Origin of the sequence: Pseudomonas sp. RW409 (assembly GCF_003184125.1) — a bacterium.
GTDB lineage: Bacteria > Pseudomonadota > Gammaproteobacteria > Pseudomonadales > Pseudomonadaceae > Aquipseudomonas > Aquipseudomonas chlororaphis_I.
In genome coordinates, this window is record NZ_QHHP01000004.1 from 768,986 (window position 1) to 788,007 (window position 19,022).

The window sequence follows — 19,022 nt, forward strand, 5'->3', positions numbered from 1 at the left end:
GGGAAGGCACGGTGGTGCTGCGCATCAAGGTGCTGCCCAACGGCCGCGCCGGCAGCGTGGAAGTCACCCGTTCCAGCGGCAAGCCGCAACTGGACGAGGCCGCCGTGGCCGCGGTGAAGAACTGGAAATTCATCCCGGCCAAGCGCGGCGACACGCCGATCGAAGGCTTCGCCACCCAGACCATCGATTTCAAATTGCCGCAATGACCGCGGCCTGACCTGAACTCACAACCTGTTTACGCATGCGAGGTGTAGCCATGAACGATTCCCTGACATCCCTGATTGTCCCCGGCGTGCTCTGGGCCCTGGTGCTGTTTTCCGTGGTCAGCTGGGCACTGCTGCTGGTCAAGTCGGCGCAGTACCTGCGGCAGAAGACCCAGAACCGGCAGTTCAGCAAAGCTTTCTGGAGCGCCCCGGACCTGCTCACCGCCGCCGAACACGCCAGCCAGTACCCCGGCTCCCTGGCGCGCATCGCCAGCAGCGGTTTCGAAGCCCTGCTGGTGGAGGAGTCGCCGCGCACCACCCAGCAACTGGCCCACACCATCAACCGCGCCGACCGCCTGGAGCGCAATCTGCGCCAGCAGATCCAGAAGGAACGCCGGGCCCTGGAAAGCGGCCAGGCGGTGCTCGCCAGTATCGGCAGCACCGCGCCCTTCATCGGCCTGTTCGGTACGGTCTGGGGGATCATGGAGGCCCTGCAGAGCATCGGCGCCAGCGGTTCGGCCAGCCTGGAAACCGTGGCCGGACCGATCGGCCATGCGTTGATCGCCACCGGCGTGGGCATCGCCGTCGCCGTGCCGGCGGTGCTGATCTACAACTTCTTCCTGCGCCGCCTGAAGCTGGCCTCGGCCAGCATGGACGACTTCGCCCATGACTTCGACGCCCTGGCCCAGCGCAGCGCCTTCGCCATCAGCCGCCAAGCCATCGCCAGCAAGACCGCCCACGCCGTACGGGAGGCCAGCTGATGTCCTTCTCCACTCAAGACAGCGACGAAGTGCTCAGTGAAATGAACGTCACGCCCCTGGTGGACGTGATGCTGGTGCTGTTGGTGGTGTTCATCGTCACCGCCCCGCTGATGACCAACGCGATCAAGGTCAACCTGCCGAAGACCGACGCCGTGGCCCCCGCCGAGAAGAAAGACCCGGTGGTGGTCAGCGTCGACCAGGACGGCAAGTTCTACCTGGCCAAGTCCGAAGTGGCCCCCGAGCTGCTGGAAAGCAGCCTCAAGGAAGTCAAGGCCAAGGACAGCGAGGTGCGCGTGCAGCTGCAGGCCGATGCCGCCGTCAACTACGGCCAGGTGGCCAAGGCCATGGCCTCCATCGAACGTTCGGGGATCACCAGGATATCCGTGATGACCACCCGATGAAGGCAGTGCCTGGCGCCCCTGAGGGACGCGCCAGGCACTGCCTCGAAAAATCCCGTCGCAATCGGCCGACCGCAAGACGCCACGCGCCTGCGGAGGGGATCGGCTTGCTTGAAGAAAGTGGTTTTCCGGGGTCGGTACAACCCAGCCGGAGCAATGAGGGCCCACAAGGCCATTTCGATAAACGTCTGAAAGAGTCGGAAGTAATCATGCTGATGAACATTCCACGTTTCACGCTCAAGCCACTGGTGACCACGCTGCAACGGCACCGTTTTGTCCCGCTGTACCTGATGGCCATGGGCCTGGGCGCCGGCACCGCGCACGCCGCCGAAGAGGACGCTGACAGCAGCGCCGCAGTCCCGGCCACCAGTGCCGCGGCCGTGGCGCCCACCACCCAGCTGCAACGGGTCGAAGTGACAGGTTCGGCGATCCGCCGGGTCGATGCCGAAACCGCGGTACCGATCACCATCCTGCGCGCCGAAGAGCTGCGCAAACAGGGGGTGAGCACCACCGCCGAACTGGTGCAGCGCATCACCGGCAGCCAGTCGATCAACAACAGCGCCGGCTCAGTGGGAGCCGCCACCGGCGGCGCCTCCTTCGCCGACATGCGCGGCATCGGCGCCAACAAGACCCTGGTGCTGCTCAACGGCCGACGCCTGGCCAACAACGCGTTGTCGGGCACCAACTCGGCCGGCGGCGCGGTGGACCTGAACATGATCCCCTTCGCCGCCATCGACCGCGTCGAAGTGCTGCGCGACGGCGCCTCGGCCCTCTACGGCACCGACGCCATCGGCGGCGTGATCAACTTCATCACCAAGAAATCCCTGACCGACGGCCAACTGACCCTGGGCGGCGAAACCCCGACCCACAGCGGCGGCGGTGCGAGCAAGGATATGAGCGCCAGCTGGGGCTTCGGCGACCTGGAAGAAGACCGCTTCAACGTGCTCGGGGTGTTCAACTACAACAAGCAGCAGAACCTCGACGCCAACGACCGCTCCTTCGCCACCGACTACCGCCCCGGCCGCGGCCTCGACCAGACCTCGGGCACGGCCTTTCCGGGCAATTACACCCAGGGCGACAACGCCACCAACCCGCTGGCCGGCAGCAACTGCAACGGGCCGAACCTGATTGCCCGCCAGGGCCTGTGCCGCTTCAGTACCCGCGAGTACATCGACCTGGTGCCGGAGACCGAAAAGACCTCGTTCTTCGGCAAGAGCACCGCCAAGCTGGCGGACGATCACAACGTCAACCTGGAGTACTTCTGGTCACGCAACAACAACGCCACGGCGGTCGGCCCGGCGCCCCTCACCGGCCTGAGCCTGGACGCTTCCTCGCCCTACTACCCGGGCAACGGCATCACCCCGGCGCCGACCGGCTTCAGCCTCGACCCGAGCCAGCCGATCGGCGTGAACTGGCGTGAAACCGCCGCCGGTGCCCGGGAATCCAAGGACCAGAACACCAGCCAGCGCTTCGTCCTGAGCTTCGACGGCCTGGTGGCCGGCTGGGACTACAACCTCGGTGCCTCCTACAACCAGAACAAGGTGGTCTCCAGCGTCACCAACGGCTACGTCAGCGACCGCGCGATGATCGCCGGCCTGGCCAGCGGCCTGCTCAACCCGTTCGGCCCGCAGACCCAGGCTGGCCAGGACTACATCGAGCAGGCGGCCTACCACGGCGCCTACTCCACGGCAGTCGGTCGAGTGGTCGGTTTCGATGGGCGCGTCAGCCGCGAGATCGGCGACTGGTTCGGTGCCGGGCCCTCCGGCCTGGCCCTGGGCGGCGAGTACCGCAAGGAGAAATTCCACCAGGACTACGAAGAGTTCGCCGGCGACATCCAGAGCCTGGGCATCGACCCGTCCGGTAGCGTCGAGGGCAATCGCAGTGTCAGGGCGGCCTACGCCGAACTGAACGTACCGGTGCTCGACAGCCTGGAGCTGTCCGTCGCCATCCGCCACGACAAATACAGCGACTTCGGCAGCACCACCAACCCGAAATACTCCTTCCGCTACCAGCCGCTCAAGGAGCTGGTAGTGCGCGGCGCCTACAGCGAAGGCTTCCGCGCGCCGTCGCTGTACGAGCTGTATGCGCCGCGCAGCATCACCTACACCCAGGGCTACTACAACGACCCGGTGCTCTGTACCGGCGGTGTGGTACAGCCCGGCGGCAACGGCGGGCGCGACTGCGGCCAGCAGTTCCTCAACCAGATCGGCGGCAACACCGACCTGGCCCCGGAAAAGGCTCGCAACGTGACCCTGGGCTTCGTCTATCAGCCGATCCGCGACCTGTCGGTGGGCCTGGACTTCTGGTGGATTCACATCTCCAACCAGATCCAGCCGTTCCCCGAATCCACGGTGTTCGACCAGTCCGGCGCCTACGCCGACCGCTTCGTGCGCAACGCCGACGGTTCGCTGAACTACATCGTCACCGGCAACGCCAACCTGGGCATAGTCGAAACCAACGGTGTCGACGTGTCCCTGGACTACCGTTTCCCCAATACCCCCTACGGCCAGTTCGGCCTCGGGCTGCAAGGCACCTACGTCAAGAGCTACGACTTCCAGAGCACCATCAAGGGGCCGTTCACCGACAAGGTCGGCGACTTCGAGGGCGATGGCGTGATCGCCCGCTGGAAACACAACCTCACCGGCACCTGGACCCTGGGCGCGGCGCGGGCCTCGCTGAGCAACCGCTTCACCACCGGCTACAACGACTACGACCGCACCACCAATGCCCGCGTGGCCTCGTATTCGCTGTGGGACCTGGCGGCCGGCTACACCTTCGACAAGGTGCTGGACGTCGACGCCGGGGTGAAGAACGTCTTCGACCGCGACCCACCGTTCTCCAACCAGGCCTACAACTTCCAGAGCGGCTACGACCCCCGTTACACCGACCCGCTGGGCCGCACCCTGTTCGCGCGCATGACGTACCACTTCTGAGTCACCGCCGGGGCCGCGCAAGACTCCGGCCGGCCCCGGCCGCATTGCGAATTCGCACCCCATGGCGGTCCGCCGCCGTGGGTCTTTTCGCCCTGCCGACCCAGGCTTTCCGGCATCACGAGGAACCTTTCGATCATGTCTGCACTGACTCGCACCCTGGCCGGGCTGGCGCTGGCCGCCGCGCTGCTTGGCGCCGCCGGCGAGGCCCTGGCCGCCGCCCACGGCAGCTATGCCATGACGGTCTATGGCGAACCGCCGAAGTACCCGCCGGGCTTCCAGCACTTCGACTACGTCAACCCCGATGCGCCCAAGGGCGGCTCCCTGAGCCGCGCCTCGATGGAGATCGGCCAGTTCAACTACATCACCCCCTATGCCGACCAGGGCATCGCGGTGGCCCAGGTCAACGACTGGGTGTATTCGCCCCTGGCCTTTCGTTCCCTGGACGAGCCCTACACCGTCTACGGGCTGGTGGCCGAACGCATGGAGCGCGACCCCGACGGCCTGTGGGTGCGCTTCTACCTCGACCCCAGGGCGCGCTTCGCCGATGGCACGCCGATCACCGCGCAAGACGTGCGCTACACCTTCGAGCTGCTGCTGAGCAAGGGCAGCCTGAGCTATCGCCAGCAGTACGGCGACGTGCGGGACGTGGTGATCGAAGGCCCCGGGCAGGTACGCTTCGACTTCAAGAACAACCTCAACCGCACCCTGGCCTTGGACCTGGCGACCCTGCGCGTGCTGCCCGAACACTGGTGGAAGAGCCGCGACTTCGCCAACGGCGGCGGTTTCGAGCCGCCCCTGGGCAGCGGGCCGTACAAGGTCGGCAAGGTCGACGCCGGGCGCAGCATCAGCTTCGAGCGCGATCCGAACTGGTGGGCCAAAGACCTGCCGGTCAGCCGCGGCATGTATAACTTCGACAGCCTGACGGTGAATTTCTACGGCGACACCGACGTCGCCCGCCAGCTGCTGCAGGCCGGCGCCTTCGACTACAACCGCGAGTTTTCCTCGTCCGGTTATGTGGTCGGCTACGACAGCCCGGCCCTGCGCGACGGCCGCCTGCAACAGGCGATCCTCGCGCCGGACAAGCCCACCGCCGCCCAGGGTTTTGTGTTCAACCTGCAAAGGCCGGTGTTCCACGACCGCCGGGTGCGCCAGGCGCTGACCCTGCTGTGGGATTTCGAGTGGACCAACAAGCAGATGATGCGCGGCTTCTACGTGCGCCAGCAGAGCTACTGGCCGAAAAGCGAAATGGCCGCCAGCGCCCTGCCGGATGCCCGCGAGCGGGAGATCCTCGAACCCTTGCGCGGGCAGATCCCCGACGAAGTCTTCAGCCAGGTCTACCGGGCCCCGCAGACCGACGGCAGCGGCCGCATCCGCGACAAGCAGCTGCAGGCCCTGCGCCTGCTGGCCGAGGCCGGCTGGACACCCCGCAACAACCGTCTGGTGAACGCCGCCGGCGAGCCGCTGGAGTTCACCTTTCTCGATGGCCAGGGCGGCTTCGACCGCATGCTGCTGCCGTACAAACGCACCCTGGCGCAGATCGGCATCACCCTCAACCTGCGGCGCATCGATTCGGCGCAGTACATCAACCTGCTCAACGCCCGGGACTACGACATGATCGTCACCAGTTTCCCCCGCAGCGGCGACCCCATCGTCTCCCCGGGTCGCGAGCTGTACAGCCTGTACGGCTCGCAAAGCGCGACCCAGGTCGGCAGCTCCAACGCCATGGTGCTGGCCAACCCGGCGGTGGACCGCCTGATCGACGGCCTGGTCCAGGCCAATAGCCGCGACGAGATGGTGCATTACGCCCGGGCCCTGGACCGGGTGCTGCAATGGGGCCAATACATGATTCCCAATTACTACTCCAAGGGCACGCCCACGGTGTTCCAGAACCGTTTCGGCCGGCCGGCCATCGCGCCGATCTACGACGAGGGCCTGAACACCTGGTGGGAGGTCAACCCCAAGGCCCTGACCGCCAGCCAGATGAGCGCCCTGCGCGGCACCGTGGGGGCGCACTGACATGGGCCGTTACCTGAGTCGTCGCCTGCTGCTGATCATCCCCACCCTGCTGTGCATCCTGGTGGTCAACTTCCTGATCGTCCAGGCCGCGCCCGGCGGCCCGGTGGAACAGGCCATCGCCCGCCTGCAAGGCTTCGGCGGGCATGCCATGGGCGGTGGCGCCGAGGTCGCCGCGGTGGGCGGCGGCGGACGCAGCAGCCGGGGCCTGGACCCGGCGCTGATCGAGGAGATCAAGCACCACTACGGCTTCGACAAGCCGATGCACCAGCGCCTGTGGCTGATGCTGAAGAACTACGCGCAACTGGACTTCGGCAACAGCTTCTTTCGCGGGGCCAAGGTCACCGACCTGATCCTGCAGAAGCTGCCGACCTCGCTGTCCCTCGGCCTGTGGGCGACCCTGATCACCTACCTGGTGTCGATCCCCCTGGGGGTGCGCAAGGCGATCCGCAACGGCAGCGCCTTCGATGCCTGGACCAGCAGCGCCATCGTCCTCGGCTACGCCATGCCGGCGTTCCTGTTCGCCATCCTGCTGATCGTGGTGTTCGCCGGCGGCAGCTACCTGGACTGGTTCCCGGTGCAGGGCCTGGTCTCGGACAACTTCGCCAGCCTCGGGCCCCTGGCCAAGGTCGGCGACTACCTGTGGCACCTGGTGCTGCCGGTGTCGGCCCTGGTGATCGGCGGCTTCGCCACCCTGACCCTGCTGACCAAGAACAGCTTCCTCAACGAGATCAGCCGCCAGTACGTGGTCACCGCCCGGGCCAAGGGACTGAGCGAGCGCCGGGTGCTCTACGGCCATGTGTTCCGCAACGCCATGCTGCTGGTGATCGCCGGCATTCCCACGGCGCTGATCGAGGTGTTCTTCGCCGGCTCGCTGCTGATCGAGACCCTCTTCAACCTCGATGGCCTCGGGCGCATGAGCTACGAGGCGGCGGTGTCGCGGGACTACCCGGTGGTGTTCGGCGCGCTGTTCCTGTTCACCCTGTTCGGCCTGCTGATCAAGCTGATCGGCGACCTGTGCTACAGCCTGGTCGATCCGCGCATCGACTTCTCGGCGAGGACTGCCTGATGTTCACACTCTCTCCCCTGGGCCGTCGCCGCATCGAACACTTCAAGGCCAACCGCCGGGGTCGCTGGTCGCTGTGGCTGTTTATCGGCCTGTGCCTGGTCTGCCTGGGCGGCGAACTGATCGCCAACGACAAGCCCCTGGTCATCCGCTATCACGGCGCCTGGTATTTCCCGATCCTCAGCGACTACGACGAAACCGAATTCGGCGGCGAACTGCCGTTCCAGCCGGACTATGCCAGCAGCTACGTGCACGAGCTGATCGAGGGCCAGGGCGGCTGGATGCTGTTCCCGCCGATCCCCTTCAGCTACGACACGGTCAACTACGACCTGGCGCAACCGGCGCCGAGCCCGCCCTCGGCGCAGAACTGGCTGGGCACCGACGACCAGGCCCGGGACGTGCTGGCGCGGGTGATCTTCGGCACCCGGGTGTCGATCCTGTTTGCCCTGGTGCTGACCACCATCAGCGCGCTGATCGGTATCACCGCCGGCGCCCTGCAGGGTTATTACGGTGGCTGGGTCGACTTGTTGGGGCAGCGCCTGCTGGAAATCTGGTCGGGGCTGCCGGTGCTGTACCTGCTGATCATTCTCTCGGGGTTCGTCTCGCCGAGCTTCTGGTGGCTGCTGGGGATCATGGCGCTGTTCTCCTGGCTGGCCCTGGTGGACGTGGTGCGCGCCGAGTTCCTGCGCGGGCGCAGCCTGGAGTACGTCAAGGCCGCGCGGGCCCTGGGCCTGAGCGACGGCGAGCTGATGCGCCGGCACATCCTGCCCAACGCCATGACCTCCACCCTGACCTACCTGCCGTTCATTCTCACCGGCGCCATAGCCACCCTCACCGCCCTGGATTTTCTCGGCTTCGGCATGCCCGCCGGCACCGCCTCCCTGGGCGAACTGATCGGCCAGGCCAAGCGCAACCTGCAAGCCCCCTGGCTGGGCCTGACGGCGTTTTTCGCCCTGGCGCTGATTCTCTCGTTGCTGGTGTTTATCGGCGAAGCCTGCCGCGACGCCTTCGATCCCCGGAGCTGACATGCACGACAACCTGATTGAAATCCGCAACCTCAAGGTGGCCTTCGCCGGCACCGAAGTGGTCCATGGCCTGGACCTGGATATCCGCCGCGGCGAATGCCTGGCCCTGGTGGGCGAGTCCGGCTCGGGCAAGTCGGTGACCGCCCACTCGATCCTGCGCCTGCTGCCGGCGCAGAAGGTGCAGACCCAGGGCAGCATCCGCTACGCCGGCCTGGACCTGGTGCAGGCCAGCGACGCCCAGTTGCGCACCCTGCGTGGCAACCGCATCGCAATGATCTTCCAGGAGCCCATGACCTCGCTGAACCCGTTGCACACCGTGGAAAAACAGATCGGCGAAGTGCTGGACGTGCACAAGGGCCTGCGCGGTCGCGCGGCCCGGGCGCGGACCCTGGAACTGCTGGAGCTGGTGGGCATCGGCGAGCCGCACAAGCGCCTCAAGGCCTACCCGCACCAGCTGTCCGGCGGCCAGCGCCAGCGGGTGATGATCGCCATGGCCCTGGCCAACGAGCCGGAGCTGTTGATCGCCGACGAGCCGACCACCGCGCTGGATGTGACGGTGCAGCGCAAGATCCTCGAACTGCTGATCGCGTTGCAGCAACGCCTGGGCATGTCGCTGCTGCTGATCAGCCACGACCTCAACCTGGTGCGGCGCATCGCCCAACGGGTGTGCGTGATGCGCCAGGGCGAGATCGTCGAGCAGGCCGAGTGCGAGGCACTGTTTCGCGCCCCGCGGCATCCCTACAGCCGCTTGCTGATCGAAGCCGAGCCCAGCGGCGCCCCGGTGCCCAGCGCCTACTCGCACAATCTGCTGGAAGTGAGTGAACTCAAGGTCTGGTTTCCCCTGCCCAAGGGCCTGTTCAGCCGCCAGCGCGACTACATCAAGGCAGTGGACGGCGTCAGCCTGAGCCTGCACCGGGGCAAGACCCTGGGCATCGTCGGCGAGTCTGGTTCGGGCAAGTCCACCCTCGGCCAGGCGATCCTGCGGCTGGTGGAGTCCGAGGGTGGCATCCGCTTCGGCAACAAGGAGCTGAGCATTCTCAACCAGCGCTTGATGCGCCCCTTGCGTCGGCAGTTGCAGGTGGTGTTCCAGGACCCCTTCGGCAGCCTCAGCCCGCGCATGTCGGTGCAGCAGATCATCGCCGAGGGCCTGCTGACCCACGGCATCGGCACCGCAGAGGAACGCGAGGCGGCGGTGATCCGCGTACTCGAGGAAGTCGGCCTCGACCCGCAGAGCCGCCACCGCTACCCCCACGAGTTTTCCGGCGGCCAGCGCCAGCGCATCGCCATTGCCCGCGCCCTGGTGCTGGAGCCGGCGCTGATCCTGCTGGACGAACCCACCTCGGCCCTCGACCGCACCGTGCAGAAGCAGGTGGTCCAGTTGCTGCGCGAGTTGCAGGTACGCCACGGCCTGACCTACCTGTTCATCAGCCACGACCTGGCGGTGGTCCACGCCCTGGCCCACGACCTGATCGTGATCAAGGACGGCAAGGTGGTGGAACAGGGGCCGTCGCGGGCGATCTTCAGCGCGCCGCAACACCCCTATACCCGGGAACTGTTGCAGGCTTCGGGGCTGCAATGGAGCCCGCCGCAGGCCTGCGAAGAACCGGCCTGAGGCTCTGTTCCGGGGGTTGGCGCAGCTATCATTGGCGTCGATGGTCACCATCGACCCAATGAAATTCTCAAAAAAAATCCGCCACGTAACATCTGCTCCATACCAACCAACAACACCCCGGAGCACACCACCATGAAACGCCAAATTCTTCTCAGCATCGCTTTCTCGGTTCTTGCAGCAAACGCTTTTGCCGCGTCCTCGGCCTACCCGGTAGTCGCCGAAGGCGGCTCGGATCGCCTGATTGAAAAACGTGTCGCCGAAGGTGGCGCCGATCGCTTGATCGAACGCCGTGTAGCCGAAGGTGGTTCCGATCGTCTGATCGAACGCCGTGTAGCCGAAGGTGGCTCCGATCGCTTGATCGAACGCCGCGTCGCTGAAGGTGGTGCTGACCGTCTGATCGAACGCCGCGTTGCCGAAGGTGGCTCCGACCGCCTGATCGAACGTCGCGTTGCCGAAGGTGGTTCCGATCGCTTGATCGAACGCCGCGTCGCTGAAGGTGGTGCTGACCGTCTGATCGAACGCCGTGTAGCCGAAGGTGGTGCTGACCGTCTGATCGAACGCCGTGTAGCCGAAGGTGGCTCCGATCGCCTGATCGAACGTCGCGTTGCTGAAGGTGGTGCTGATCGCCTGATCGAACGTCGCGTTGCCGAAGGTGGTTCCGACCGTCTGATCGAGCGTCGCGCCGTATGATTGCGCGGTCCGCAGTACTCGAAAAAAAGCCCGGCCTAAACAGCCGGGCTTTTTTCATTTCAGGGCATCGGGATTCCCCGATCGATCGCTATCACCCTGCTCACCTGGCCATGCAGCGCTGATAACGCTCATCCACGCGTTTGGCGAACCAGGCGGTGGTCAGTTTGCGGGTGATCTTCGGACTCTTCAGCTGGATGCCCGGCAGGATCTGCCGCGGCAACGCCTTGCCCTGGGCCTGATCGGCCAGGGCGAATACCCGCTTGTACAGCTTGGTGTCCTCGAATTCGAGGCTGTTGCCCTTCTCCAGCTGGTTGCGAATGGTCGGATTGCGCATGTCCAGGGATTTGCCCAGGGCGCGCGCCGCCAGCTCGGTGCTGCCGGGCATGATCGAGTCGTAGCGGATCAGGTCGCCGTCCAGCGCCAGGGAAATCCCCGAGGCCACGCTCAGGGCGTTCTGGAACGCGGCATTGCGGCTGGCGTACCAGCCGGCGTTGAAGTCGGCGAAGCGGTACAGCGGCTGCGGGTAATTCACCGGGTAACCGAGCAGGTGGGCGATGCCGAAGTACATGCCGCCGCGCCGGCTGAACACCTCACGGCGGATCGAGCCGTCCACGCTGTAGGGGTAATTGCGCGCCTGCTGCTCGGCGAAGTCGATGCTGACCTGCATCGGCCCGCCGGTGTGCACCGGGTTGAAGCCGCCGAACAGGGTCTTGCCCATGGGCACGCTGCCGATGAAGTCGTCGAAGATCGTGCTCAGCTCCTTCTCCGTGCGCGCCCCGGCCAGGCGCTCGCTGTAGGACTTGCCGTTCGGCGAACTCACCTGCAGCGCCGCGCTGACCAGCATCGACGGTACATGCACCTTGGCCGCGCGGCGGTCGATTTCGCTGCGAGCGATCTTGCCCAGCCCCGGCACCGGCGGGTCGACCTGATAGGTGGACTCCTGCTCGGCCACCGCCAGCACTGCGCAGAGGTTGCTCCTGCTCGGCTCGATGCCCTGGGCGGTAAAGGCCACCTGGATATCCCGGGCCCAGCCCTGGCGATCGGCGACCTTGGCCGGCAGCAGGCGCGCGACCTGGGCCTGGACCTGCGCCGGGCTTGGCGCCGGCGCCTTTGAACCGAGCTGGCCGGCACAACCGGCCAGGGCCAGCGAGGCCGCGACAGCGGCCCAGCGAAGTGAATGCAGAGGTTTTATAGACATGGCTTCCCAGTAATTCCGAAGGTGGCCCGCGCCCGAGGGAAGCGCGTCGCCGCGGATATCGACCCTCAAGGCGCCGCGCTGTTCCGTACCGGCGACGAACCATTTGAGCATTCCCCGTGACCGACGGCGAATTTCACCTAATCTGAAACCTCATCGCCCACAGAAAAACAACAGGCGGGGCCCATCATGAGCGTGCAACTCAACCACACCATCGTCTGGTGCCGCGACAAGCGACGTTCGGCGGACTTTCTCGTGCAACTGCTCGGCCTGCCACCGCCCACGCCCTTCGGCCCGATGCTGGTGGTGCAGCTGGATAACGGCGTGTCCCTGGATTACTACGACAACGACCCGCCCATCGCGTCCCAGCACTATGCCTTTCTGGTCGCCGCCGACGACTTCGAGCCGATACTGCAGCGTATTCGCCAGCGCGGCCTGGCGTTCTGGGCCGATCCGGGCAAGCAGCGCCCAAACGAAATCAACCGCCATGAAGGCGCTCGCCGGGTGTATTTTGATGACCCCGACGGCCACCTGCTGGAAGTGTTCAGCCAGACCTGAGCGTCCTTTACCTGCCCTGGAGTCCCCTGCGCCATGCTCTCACTGGATTTTCTCATCACCTCGCTGATTGTCGTGCTGATCCCTGGCAGCGGCGTGATCCTGACCATTTCCACGGCGCTGGTGGCCGGCAAGCGCGCCAGCCTGTTCACCGCCATCGGCTGCACCGCCGGGATAGTCCCGCACCTGCTGGCCTCGGTGCTGGGCCTGTCGGCCATCCTGCACACCAGCGCGCTGGCCTTCCAGGGCCTGGCTTTCCGGGGTTTGAAGCACGCCGGGGTCGCCTACCTGCTGTACCTGGCCTACGCCACCTGGCGCGACCGTTCGGCCTTCGCCGTCGACACCAGCGCTCCCGCCGCCAGTGCCGGCGGCCTGGTGCTCAAGGCCTGCCTGCTGAACATCCTCAACCCCAAGCTGACGATTTTCTTCCTGGCCTTCCTGCCGCAGTTCATCAGCCACGACGGCCCGTCGCCGGCCATGCAGATGCTCGGCCTGAGCGGCGTGTTCATGGCGATGACCTTCGCCGTGTTCGTGGTCTACGGCCTGCTGGCCAACCTGTTCCGCAAGGCAGTGATCGAGTCGCCCCAGGTGCAGAACTGGCTGCGCCGCAGCTTTGCCGCCAGCTTCGCCGCCCTGGGCCTGAACCTGGCGTTCGCCCAGCGCTGAACCGTTGTACGCAACACCGGCATGACATTGATCTCTCGACGAGGGCAAGGACATGAACCGCAGCGACGTACTGATCATTGGCGCCGGCCCCACCGGGCTGGTTCTGGCGCTGTGGCTGAGCCGGCAGGGGGTCAAGGTGCGCATCCTCGACCAGACCGCCGGCCCCGGCACCACCTCCCGGGCCCTGGCGGTGCAGGCGCGGACCCTTGAGCTGTACCGCCAGCTGGACCTGACCCAGGCCATCCTCGACCAGGGTCACCGGGTGCCGGCCGCCAACCTCTGGGTCAAGGGCGAACAGGCCGCCCACCTGCCTCTGAGCAGCATCGGTGCGGACCTGACGCCCTACCCCTTCCTGGAAATCTACCCGCAGGACCAGCACGAGCAATTACTGATCGAGCGCCTGCAGCGTTTCGGCGTGACGGTCGAGCGCCAGACCGAACTGCTGAGCTTCACCGACCACGGCCACCTGATCAGCGCCCAGCTGCGCGGCGCCGACGGCCAGGAGGAAACCTGCCAGGCCTTCTACCTGGCCGGCTGCGACGGCGCCCATTCGACGGTGCGCAAGACCTTGGGCATCGACTTTCCCGGCGGTACCTATCAGCAGGTGTTTTATGTGGCGGATGTCGACGCCCGGGGGCCGGCGCTCAATGGCGAACTGCACGTCGACCTCGACGAGGCGGATTTCCTCGCGGTCTTTCCGCTGGCCGGCGAAGGCCGGGCACGGCTGATCGGCACGGTGCGCGACGAACGCGCCGAACAGGCGGAGACCTTGAAATTCGAGGACGTCAGCCGGCGCGCCATGGACAACCTCAAGGTCCAGGTCGACCGGGTCAACTGGTTCTCCACCTACCGCGTGCATCACCGGGTGGCCGAGCGCTTCTTCAGCGGCCGCGCCTTCCTGCTGGGCGACGCCGCCCATGTGCACAGCCCGGCCGGCGGCCAGGGCATGAACACCGGGATCGGCGATGCCATCAACCTGGCCTGGAAACTCGCCGCGGTGCTCAGCGGCAAGGCCGAGGAGCACCTGCTGGCGACCTATGAGTTCGAACGCATCGAATTCGCCCGGCGCCTGGTGGCCACCACCGACCGGGTGTTCAGCTTCGTCACCGCCGACGGGCCGATCGCCAACCTGCTGCGCACCCGCCTGGCGCCGCTGCTGATTCCCAAGGTGACCGCGGTGGAAGCGGCGCGCGAGTTCCTGTTCCGCACGGTGTCGCAGATCACCCTCAACTACCGCGACATGCCCCTGAGCTGCGGCAGCGCCGGCCATGTCCACGGCGGCGATCGCCTGCCCTGGGCCCACGGCGCCGTCACCGACAATTTCGCCAGCCTCGACCACCTGGGGTGGCAGGTGCATGTGTATGGCGTCACCAGCGACGCCCTGCGCGACTGGTGCGCCGAGCGGCAACTGCCGCTGACAGTGTTCGACTGGGAACCGGCGCACCAGGCCGCCGGCCTGGCGCGCAACGGCTTCTACCTGCTGCGGCCGGACACTTATGTGGCCCTGGCGGAAAAATCGGCGGACCCGAAGGTCATGGAGCGGTATTTCGAGGAGCGCAAGATTGCGTTGTGAGGGGAGCTGCAGTCGTCGCCAATGAAAATTCAAAGGCAGGGATTTTTTGCGGTGTTAGCGCTGACGTCATCGCGGGCAAGCCTCGCTCCTACAGAAGAAGACTGTGTGCTTCTGTAGGAGCGAGCGGGCGGCGATCCGACTTGCCCGCGAGGAGGCCCTTGAAGGCTACAGAGGTGTCAGATCCCGCTCAACGCCAGATCCATCGCGAAGTAGGTGAAGATCAGATCCGCCCCGGCACGCTTGATCGAGCCCAGGCTTTCGCGCACCACCCGCGCCTCGTCGATGGCCCCGGCCAGGGCGCCGAACTTGATCATCGCGTACTCGCCGCTGACCTGGTACGCCGTCACCGGCAGGCGCGAGGCTTCGCGGATGTCGCGGATGATGTCCAGGTAAGCGCCGGCCGGCTTGACCATCAGCGAGTCCGCGCCTTCCTGCTCGTCCAGCAGCGATTCACGCACCGCTTCGCGGCGGTTCATCGGGTTCATCTGGTAGCTCTTGCGATCGCCCTTCAACGCGCTGCCGCCGGCCTCGCGGAACGGACCGTAGAGCGCCGAGGCGAACTTGGTGGAATAAGCCATGATCGCAGTCTGGGTGAAACCGGCTTCGTCCAGGGCGCGGCGGATGGCCTGGACCTGTCCGTCCATGGCCGCCGACGGCGCGATCACATCGGCGCCGGCACGGGCCGCGGCCACCGCCTGCTTGCCGAGGTTGACCAGGGTCTGGTCGTTGTCCACTTCATGGCCGTGCAGCACGCCGCAGTGGCCGTGGTCGGTGTACTCGCAGAAACAGGTGTCGGACATCACGATCATCTCCGGCACCGCGTCCTTGGCGATCCGCGACATGCGCGACACCAGGCCGTTGTCGTTCCAGGTGTCGCTGCCGTTGCTGTCCAGGTGGTGAGACACGCCGAAGGTCATCACCGACTTGATCCCGGCGCGGGCGTAACGCTCGATCTCCCCGGCCAGCTTCGATTCCGGAATGCGCATCACCCCCGGCATGCTCTTGATCGGCACAAAATCGTCGATCTCTTCCTCGACGAAAATCGGCAGCACCAGGTCGTTGAGGGTGAACTCGGTTTCCTGGAACAGGCTGCGCATCTGTTCGCTGCGGCGCAGGCGACGGGGACGGGCTTGGGGGAACTGGCTGGACATGGGATTTCCTCAGGGCAGGCCACATGAGACAAGGCTGGGTGCGATAACGACCGCAGCTAAAAAGAGCGAAGCTTATGCCTGAAGCCGCGACCGGCACAAACACCACGTCGCCAAGACTGCGTTGCCGCTTTGGTAACAATGCCCATGAATACGGGTGGTTACGCCTGTCAGACAAACAGCCCGAGACGAAACTGTCGGGCCGATTTTCGATCTAACTAATACACGCCCGAGCCGTTCGCGCGAGCCTTGAAGGCCAGTGCCTGCGGCAGGTATTGCTCGCGTGTGCAGGACCGCCCGCCCCATGGAGGCGGCCCCTGGCGAATCGCCTGCCGGGCATCCTCGAGCACTCAGATCGAGCCCTTGGCAGCGCGTTTCGCGGGATGGCTGTCGTGGGCGGAAAGACCGGGCTTGCAGGCCTGCGGGCCCGGTTGCCGTTCTGTCGTGGCGGGTCGCCCCAGGGAGGGCTCGCGGCCCGCCCTCAACCCGGGAGGAGAAGCGAAAATGGCCAACTCCGTGAAAAAAATGCCGATCCAGACTGAAGACAAGGCCACCCGGCGTTCGAGCATGAGCGACCTGTGGCAACCTCTGGAAAAACTGCGGCAACAGGTCGATCACCTGTTCGATGACTTCAATCGCGGCCCCGGCCTGTCTCCCTTCAGCCGTGGGCTGTTCGATGTGGATCCGTTCTGGCGGCGCGAACTGATCGGCCGTGGCATGCCTGCCGTCGATATCACCGAGAAAGACGAAAGCTTCGAAATCACTGCCGAATTGCCCGGCATGGATCAGAAGAATATCGAGATCAAACTCTCCGACGGCAGCCTGGTCATCAAGGGTGAAAAGAGAGAGGAAACGCAAGAAAACAGAAAAGGCTATCACCTGAACGAACGTCATTACGGTTCCTTCGAGCGGGTGTTCAACCTGCCCAAAGGGGTCGATGCCGAGAAGATCGAGGCGAGCTTCAGCAAAGGCGTGCTGAGCATCTCGCTGCCGAAAAAACCTGCCGCCCTGAATGCGGACAAGGTCGTGCAGATCAAGGGCGAATGACCCAGGCCAGCCAGCCCCTTGCCGGGAAATCGGCAAGGGGCTTTTTTTGCCGGCCAACAATAAGGACCGTGAATCATCGTGCCGGCAAGGCGCATGACAACCAGACACGAATGCCCCGCTCAGCGCGAGCGGTTGAGCGCCACGGCCGCCAGGATCAGCGCCTGCAAGGCGGCCTCGTCCAGGCTGTCACCCTCATGCAGATCGATCGCCCGTCGGGTATTGCCCTCGAGGCTGGCGTTGAACAGCCCTGCCGGGTCGTCCAGCGCGGCGCCCTTGGCGAAGGTCAGCTTGACGACGCTCTTGTAGGTCTCGCCGGTGCAAAGAATGCCGCCGTGGGACCACACCGGCACCCCGCGCCACTTCCACTCCTCGACCACCTGCGGGTCGGCCTGCCTGATCAGCCTCCGGACCCGGGCCAGCATCTCGCCGCGCCAATCGCCCAGTTCCTCGATGCGCCCGTCTATCAGCCGGGAGGCCGCACTGCTCTCCTCCGCTGGCTTGGCATCGCTGGTGTGTTTTTTCATCCTGGTCATCCTCTGGAGGGGTTGTCGTCCCGACCCTTGAGTATCGCTGACGGGCCATTTCCCTCCAGGTAACCGACGAGCGTCACACCGGCAGTTCGGTGCTCAGTTTGATTTTCTGCACGGGGACTTCCGTCTTCAGGCGCTGCACGCCCTTGATCCGGGCCAGGTGCTTGATCTGGAACTGCCGATAGGCCACCCACCCAGCCTCGATGCAGGCTTGCTTCTGGCGTCGCTCGGATACGGTGGCGCCCCTGAGAGGCAGGAGGTCGCTGTGTTGGCAGGAGGGAGTAGCGGGAATCGAGAGCCAGGCACGCCATCCATGCGCACCTGGTTTCTTTACAGCGGGAGGTGAATCAGTTCCAGGGACGGTCGCCGTTCTCGTCCTTGACGCGGGTCGGCAGGCCCATCACGTCCAGCGCCTTGAGGAACGGCTCGGCCGGCAGTTCCTCGACGTTGACCATGCGCTGCACGTCCCATTCGCCACGGGCCACCAGCAGGGCCGCGGCCACCGGCGGTACGCCCGCGGTGTAGGAAATGCCCTGGCTGTCGGTTTCGGCAAAGGCTTCTTCGTGGCAGGCCACGTTGTAGATGAAGACTTCGCGCGGCTGGCCGTCCTTGGTGCCCTTGACCAGGTCGCCGATGCAGGTCTTGCCGGTGTAGCCCGGCGCCAGCGAGGCAGGATCGGGCAGTACGGCCTTGACCACTTTCAGCGGCACCACTTCCAGGCCTTCGGCGGTCTTGACCGGTTGCTCGGAGAGCAGGCCGAGGTTCCTGAGCACGGTGAAGACGTTGATGTAGTGCTCGCCGAAGCTCATCCAGAAGCGCACGTTGGGCACGTCGAGGTTCTTCGACAGCGAGTGCACTTCATCGTGGCCGGTCAGGTACAGGTTCTGCGAACCGACCACTGGCAGGTCGTCGGTGCGCTTGACTTCGAACATGGTGTTGCTGGTCCACTGGCTGTCCTGCCAGCTCCACACCTGTCCGGTGAATTCGCGGAAATTGATTTCCGGATCGAAATTGGTGGCGAAATATTTGCCATGGGAACCGGCATTGACGTCGAGAATGTCGATCGAATCAATGCGGTCGAAATACTGTTGTTTGGCCAGGGCCGCATAGGCGTTGACCACACCCGGGTCGAAGCCCACGCCGAGAATGGCGGTGACGTTCTTCTGCTGGCATTCCTCGAGGTGCTTCCACTCGTAGTTGCCATACCAGGGCGGCGTCTCGCAGATCTTGCCCGGTTCTTCGTGAATGGCGGTGTCCAGGTAGGCCACGCCGGTATCGATGCAGGCACGCAGCACCGACATGTTGAGGAAGGCGGAGCCGACGTTGATGACGATCTGCGATTCGGTCTCGCGGATCAGCGCCTTGGTCGCCTCGATGTCCAGCGCATTGAGCGCGTAGGCCTTGATTTGCGCGGGCTGTTTGAGGCTGCCCTTGGCCTTGACGCTGTCGATGATGGCCTGGCATTTGGAGATGTTGCGCGACGCGATAGCAATACGACCGAGTTCGTCGTTGTGCTGCGCGCACTTGTGGGCCACCACCTTGGCGACACCTCCTGCACCAATGATAAGAACGTTCTTCTTCAATTTCTTTATCTCTCCTTTCCGCCA

The 19,022-nt window shown here is 65.3% G+C and carries 17 protein-coding genes; 13 read left to right on the forward strand and 4 right to left on the reverse strand.

Features of this window, described 5'->3' with window-relative positions:
• The 9 genes from DK261_RS06070 to DK261_RS06110 form a co-directional block, all read left to right on the forward strand.
• The coding region (locus DK261_RS06070; protein ID WP_146218515.1) for an energy transducer TonB at positions 1 to 206 on the forward strand (206 nt) is incomplete at its 5' end.
• A 50-nt stretch (positions 207 to 256) separates the two neighbouring features.
• Positions 257 to 964, forward strand: a complete 708-nt coding sequence (locus DK261_RS06075; RefSeq protein ID WP_009048248.1) for a MotA/TolQ/ExbB proton channel family protein — start codon at positions 257 to 259, stop codon at positions 962 to 964.
• Positions 964 to 1,365 (forward strand): biopolymer transporter ExbD, encoded by a 402-nt coding sequence (locus tag DK261_RS06080; protein WP_009043172.1) that lies wholly within the window; start codon positions 964 to 966, stop codon positions 1,363 to 1,365. The genes DK261_RS06075 and DK261_RS06080 overlap by 1 nt, the downstream gene beginning before the upstream one ends.
• 206 nt (positions 1,366 to 1,571) lie before the next feature.
• Positions 1,572 to 4,295 carry a TonB-dependent receptor gene (locus DK261_RS06085; protein ID WP_110175405.1) on the forward strand — a complete coding sequence of 908 codons (2,724 nt, stop codon included), beginning with the start codon at positions 1,572 to 1,574 and terminating at the stop codon, positions 4,293 to 4,295.
• A 135-nt stretch (positions 4,296 to 4,430) separates the two neighbouring features.
• Entirely contained in the window at positions 4,431 to 6,311 is a 1,881-nt protein-coding gene (locus DK261_RS06090; protein ID WP_110175406.1) for an extracellular solute-binding protein, read from the forward strand.
• Position 6,312: 1 nt separating this feature from the next.
• Positions 6,313 to 7,377, forward strand: coding sequence for a microcin C ABC transporter permease YejB (locus tag DK261_RS06095; RefSeq protein WP_009043169.1), 1,065 nt, complete (start codon positions 6,313 to 6,315; stop codon positions 7,375 to 7,377).
• Positions 7,377 to 8,399 carry an ABC transporter permease gene (locus tag DK261_RS06100; protein WP_110175407.1) on the forward strand — a complete coding sequence of 341 codons (1,023 nt, stop codon included), beginning with the start codon at positions 7,377 to 7,379 and terminating at the stop codon, positions 8,397 to 8,399. Before DK261_RS06095 ends, DK261_RS06100 begins: the two co-directional genes overlap by 1 nt.
• 1 nt (position 8,400) lies before the next feature.
• Positions 8,401 to 10,011, forward strand: coding sequence for an ABC transporter ATP-binding protein (locus tag DK261_RS06105; protein WP_041989131.1), 1,611 nt, complete (start codon positions 8,401 to 8,403; stop codon positions 10,009 to 10,011).
• Between the two features lie 132 nt (positions 10,012 to 10,143).
• Positions 10,144 to 10,701 (forward strand): hypothetical protein, encoded by a 558-nt coding sequence (locus DK261_RS06110; protein WP_038631423.1) that lies wholly within the window; start codon positions 10,144 to 10,146, stop codon positions 10,699 to 10,701.
• Positions 10,702 to 10,801: 100 nt separating this feature from the next.
• On the opposite strand, the gene DK261_RS06115 is transcribed toward DK261_RS06110, so the two are convergent.
• Positions 10,802 to 11,899, reverse strand: a complete 1,098-nt coding sequence (locus DK261_RS06115; RefSeq protein WP_110175486.1) for a DUF1615 domain-containing protein — start codon at positions 11,897 to 11,899, stop codon at positions 10,802 to 10,804.
• A gap of 186 nt (positions 11,900 to 12,085) precedes the next feature.
• Between DK261_RS06115 and DK261_RS06120 the strand changes: the two genes are divergently transcribed.
• From DK261_RS06120 to DK261_RS06130, 3 genes are read left to right on the forward strand one after another with little or no spacing between them, the layout of a single operon-like run.
• Positions 12,086 to 12,454: a VOC family protein gene (locus DK261_RS06120; protein WP_009048240.1), complete on the forward strand. Its 369-nt coding sequence runs from the start codon at positions 12,086 to 12,088 to the stop codon at positions 12,452 to 12,454.
• A gap of 33 nt (positions 12,455 to 12,487) precedes the next feature.
• Positions 12,488 to 13,117, forward strand: coding sequence for a LysE family translocator (locus DK261_RS06125; RefSeq protein WP_110175408.1), 630 nt, complete (start codon positions 12,488 to 12,490; stop codon positions 13,115 to 13,117).
• Positions 13,118 to 13,169: 52 nt separating this feature from the next.
• Positions 13,170 to 14,690 (forward strand): FAD-dependent oxidoreductase, encoded by a 1,521-nt coding sequence (locus tag DK261_RS06130; protein WP_110175409.1) that lies wholly within the window; start codon positions 13,170 to 13,172, stop codon positions 14,688 to 14,690.
• A gap of 176 nt (positions 14,691 to 14,866) precedes the next feature.
• Here the strand turns inward: DK261_RS06130 and hemB are convergent, their stop codons facing one another.
• On the reverse strand, positions 14,867 to 15,841 hold the full coding sequence (gene hemB, locus DK261_RS06135) for a porphobilinogen synthase (RefSeq protein WP_009048237.1): 975 nt from the start codon (positions 15,839 to 15,841) through the stop codon (positions 14,867 to 14,869).
• Positions 15,842 to 16,342: 501 nt separating this feature from the next.
• Between hemB and DK261_RS06140 the strand changes: the two genes are divergently transcribed.
• Entirely contained in the window at positions 16,343 to 16,885 is a 543-nt protein-coding gene (locus DK261_RS06140; protein WP_009048236.1) for an Hsp20/alpha crystallin family protein, read from the forward strand.
• 119 nt (positions 16,886 to 17,004) lie between these two features.
• On the opposite strand, the gene DK261_RS06145 is transcribed toward DK261_RS06140, so the two are convergent.
• Complete coding sequence (locus DK261_RS06145; protein WP_016703310.1) at positions 17,005 to 17,409, reverse strand: DUF1801 domain-containing protein; 405 nt, start codon at positions 17,407 to 17,409, stop codon at positions 17,005 to 17,007.
• 353 nt (positions 17,410 to 17,762) lie between these two features.
• Complete coding sequence (locus DK261_RS06150) at positions 17,763 to 18,998, reverse strand: saccharopine dehydrogenase family protein (RefSeq protein WP_016703308.1); 1,236 nt, start codon at positions 18,996 to 18,998, stop codon at positions 17,763 to 17,765.
• Between the last annotated feature and the right edge of the window lie 24 nt (positions 18,999 to 19,022).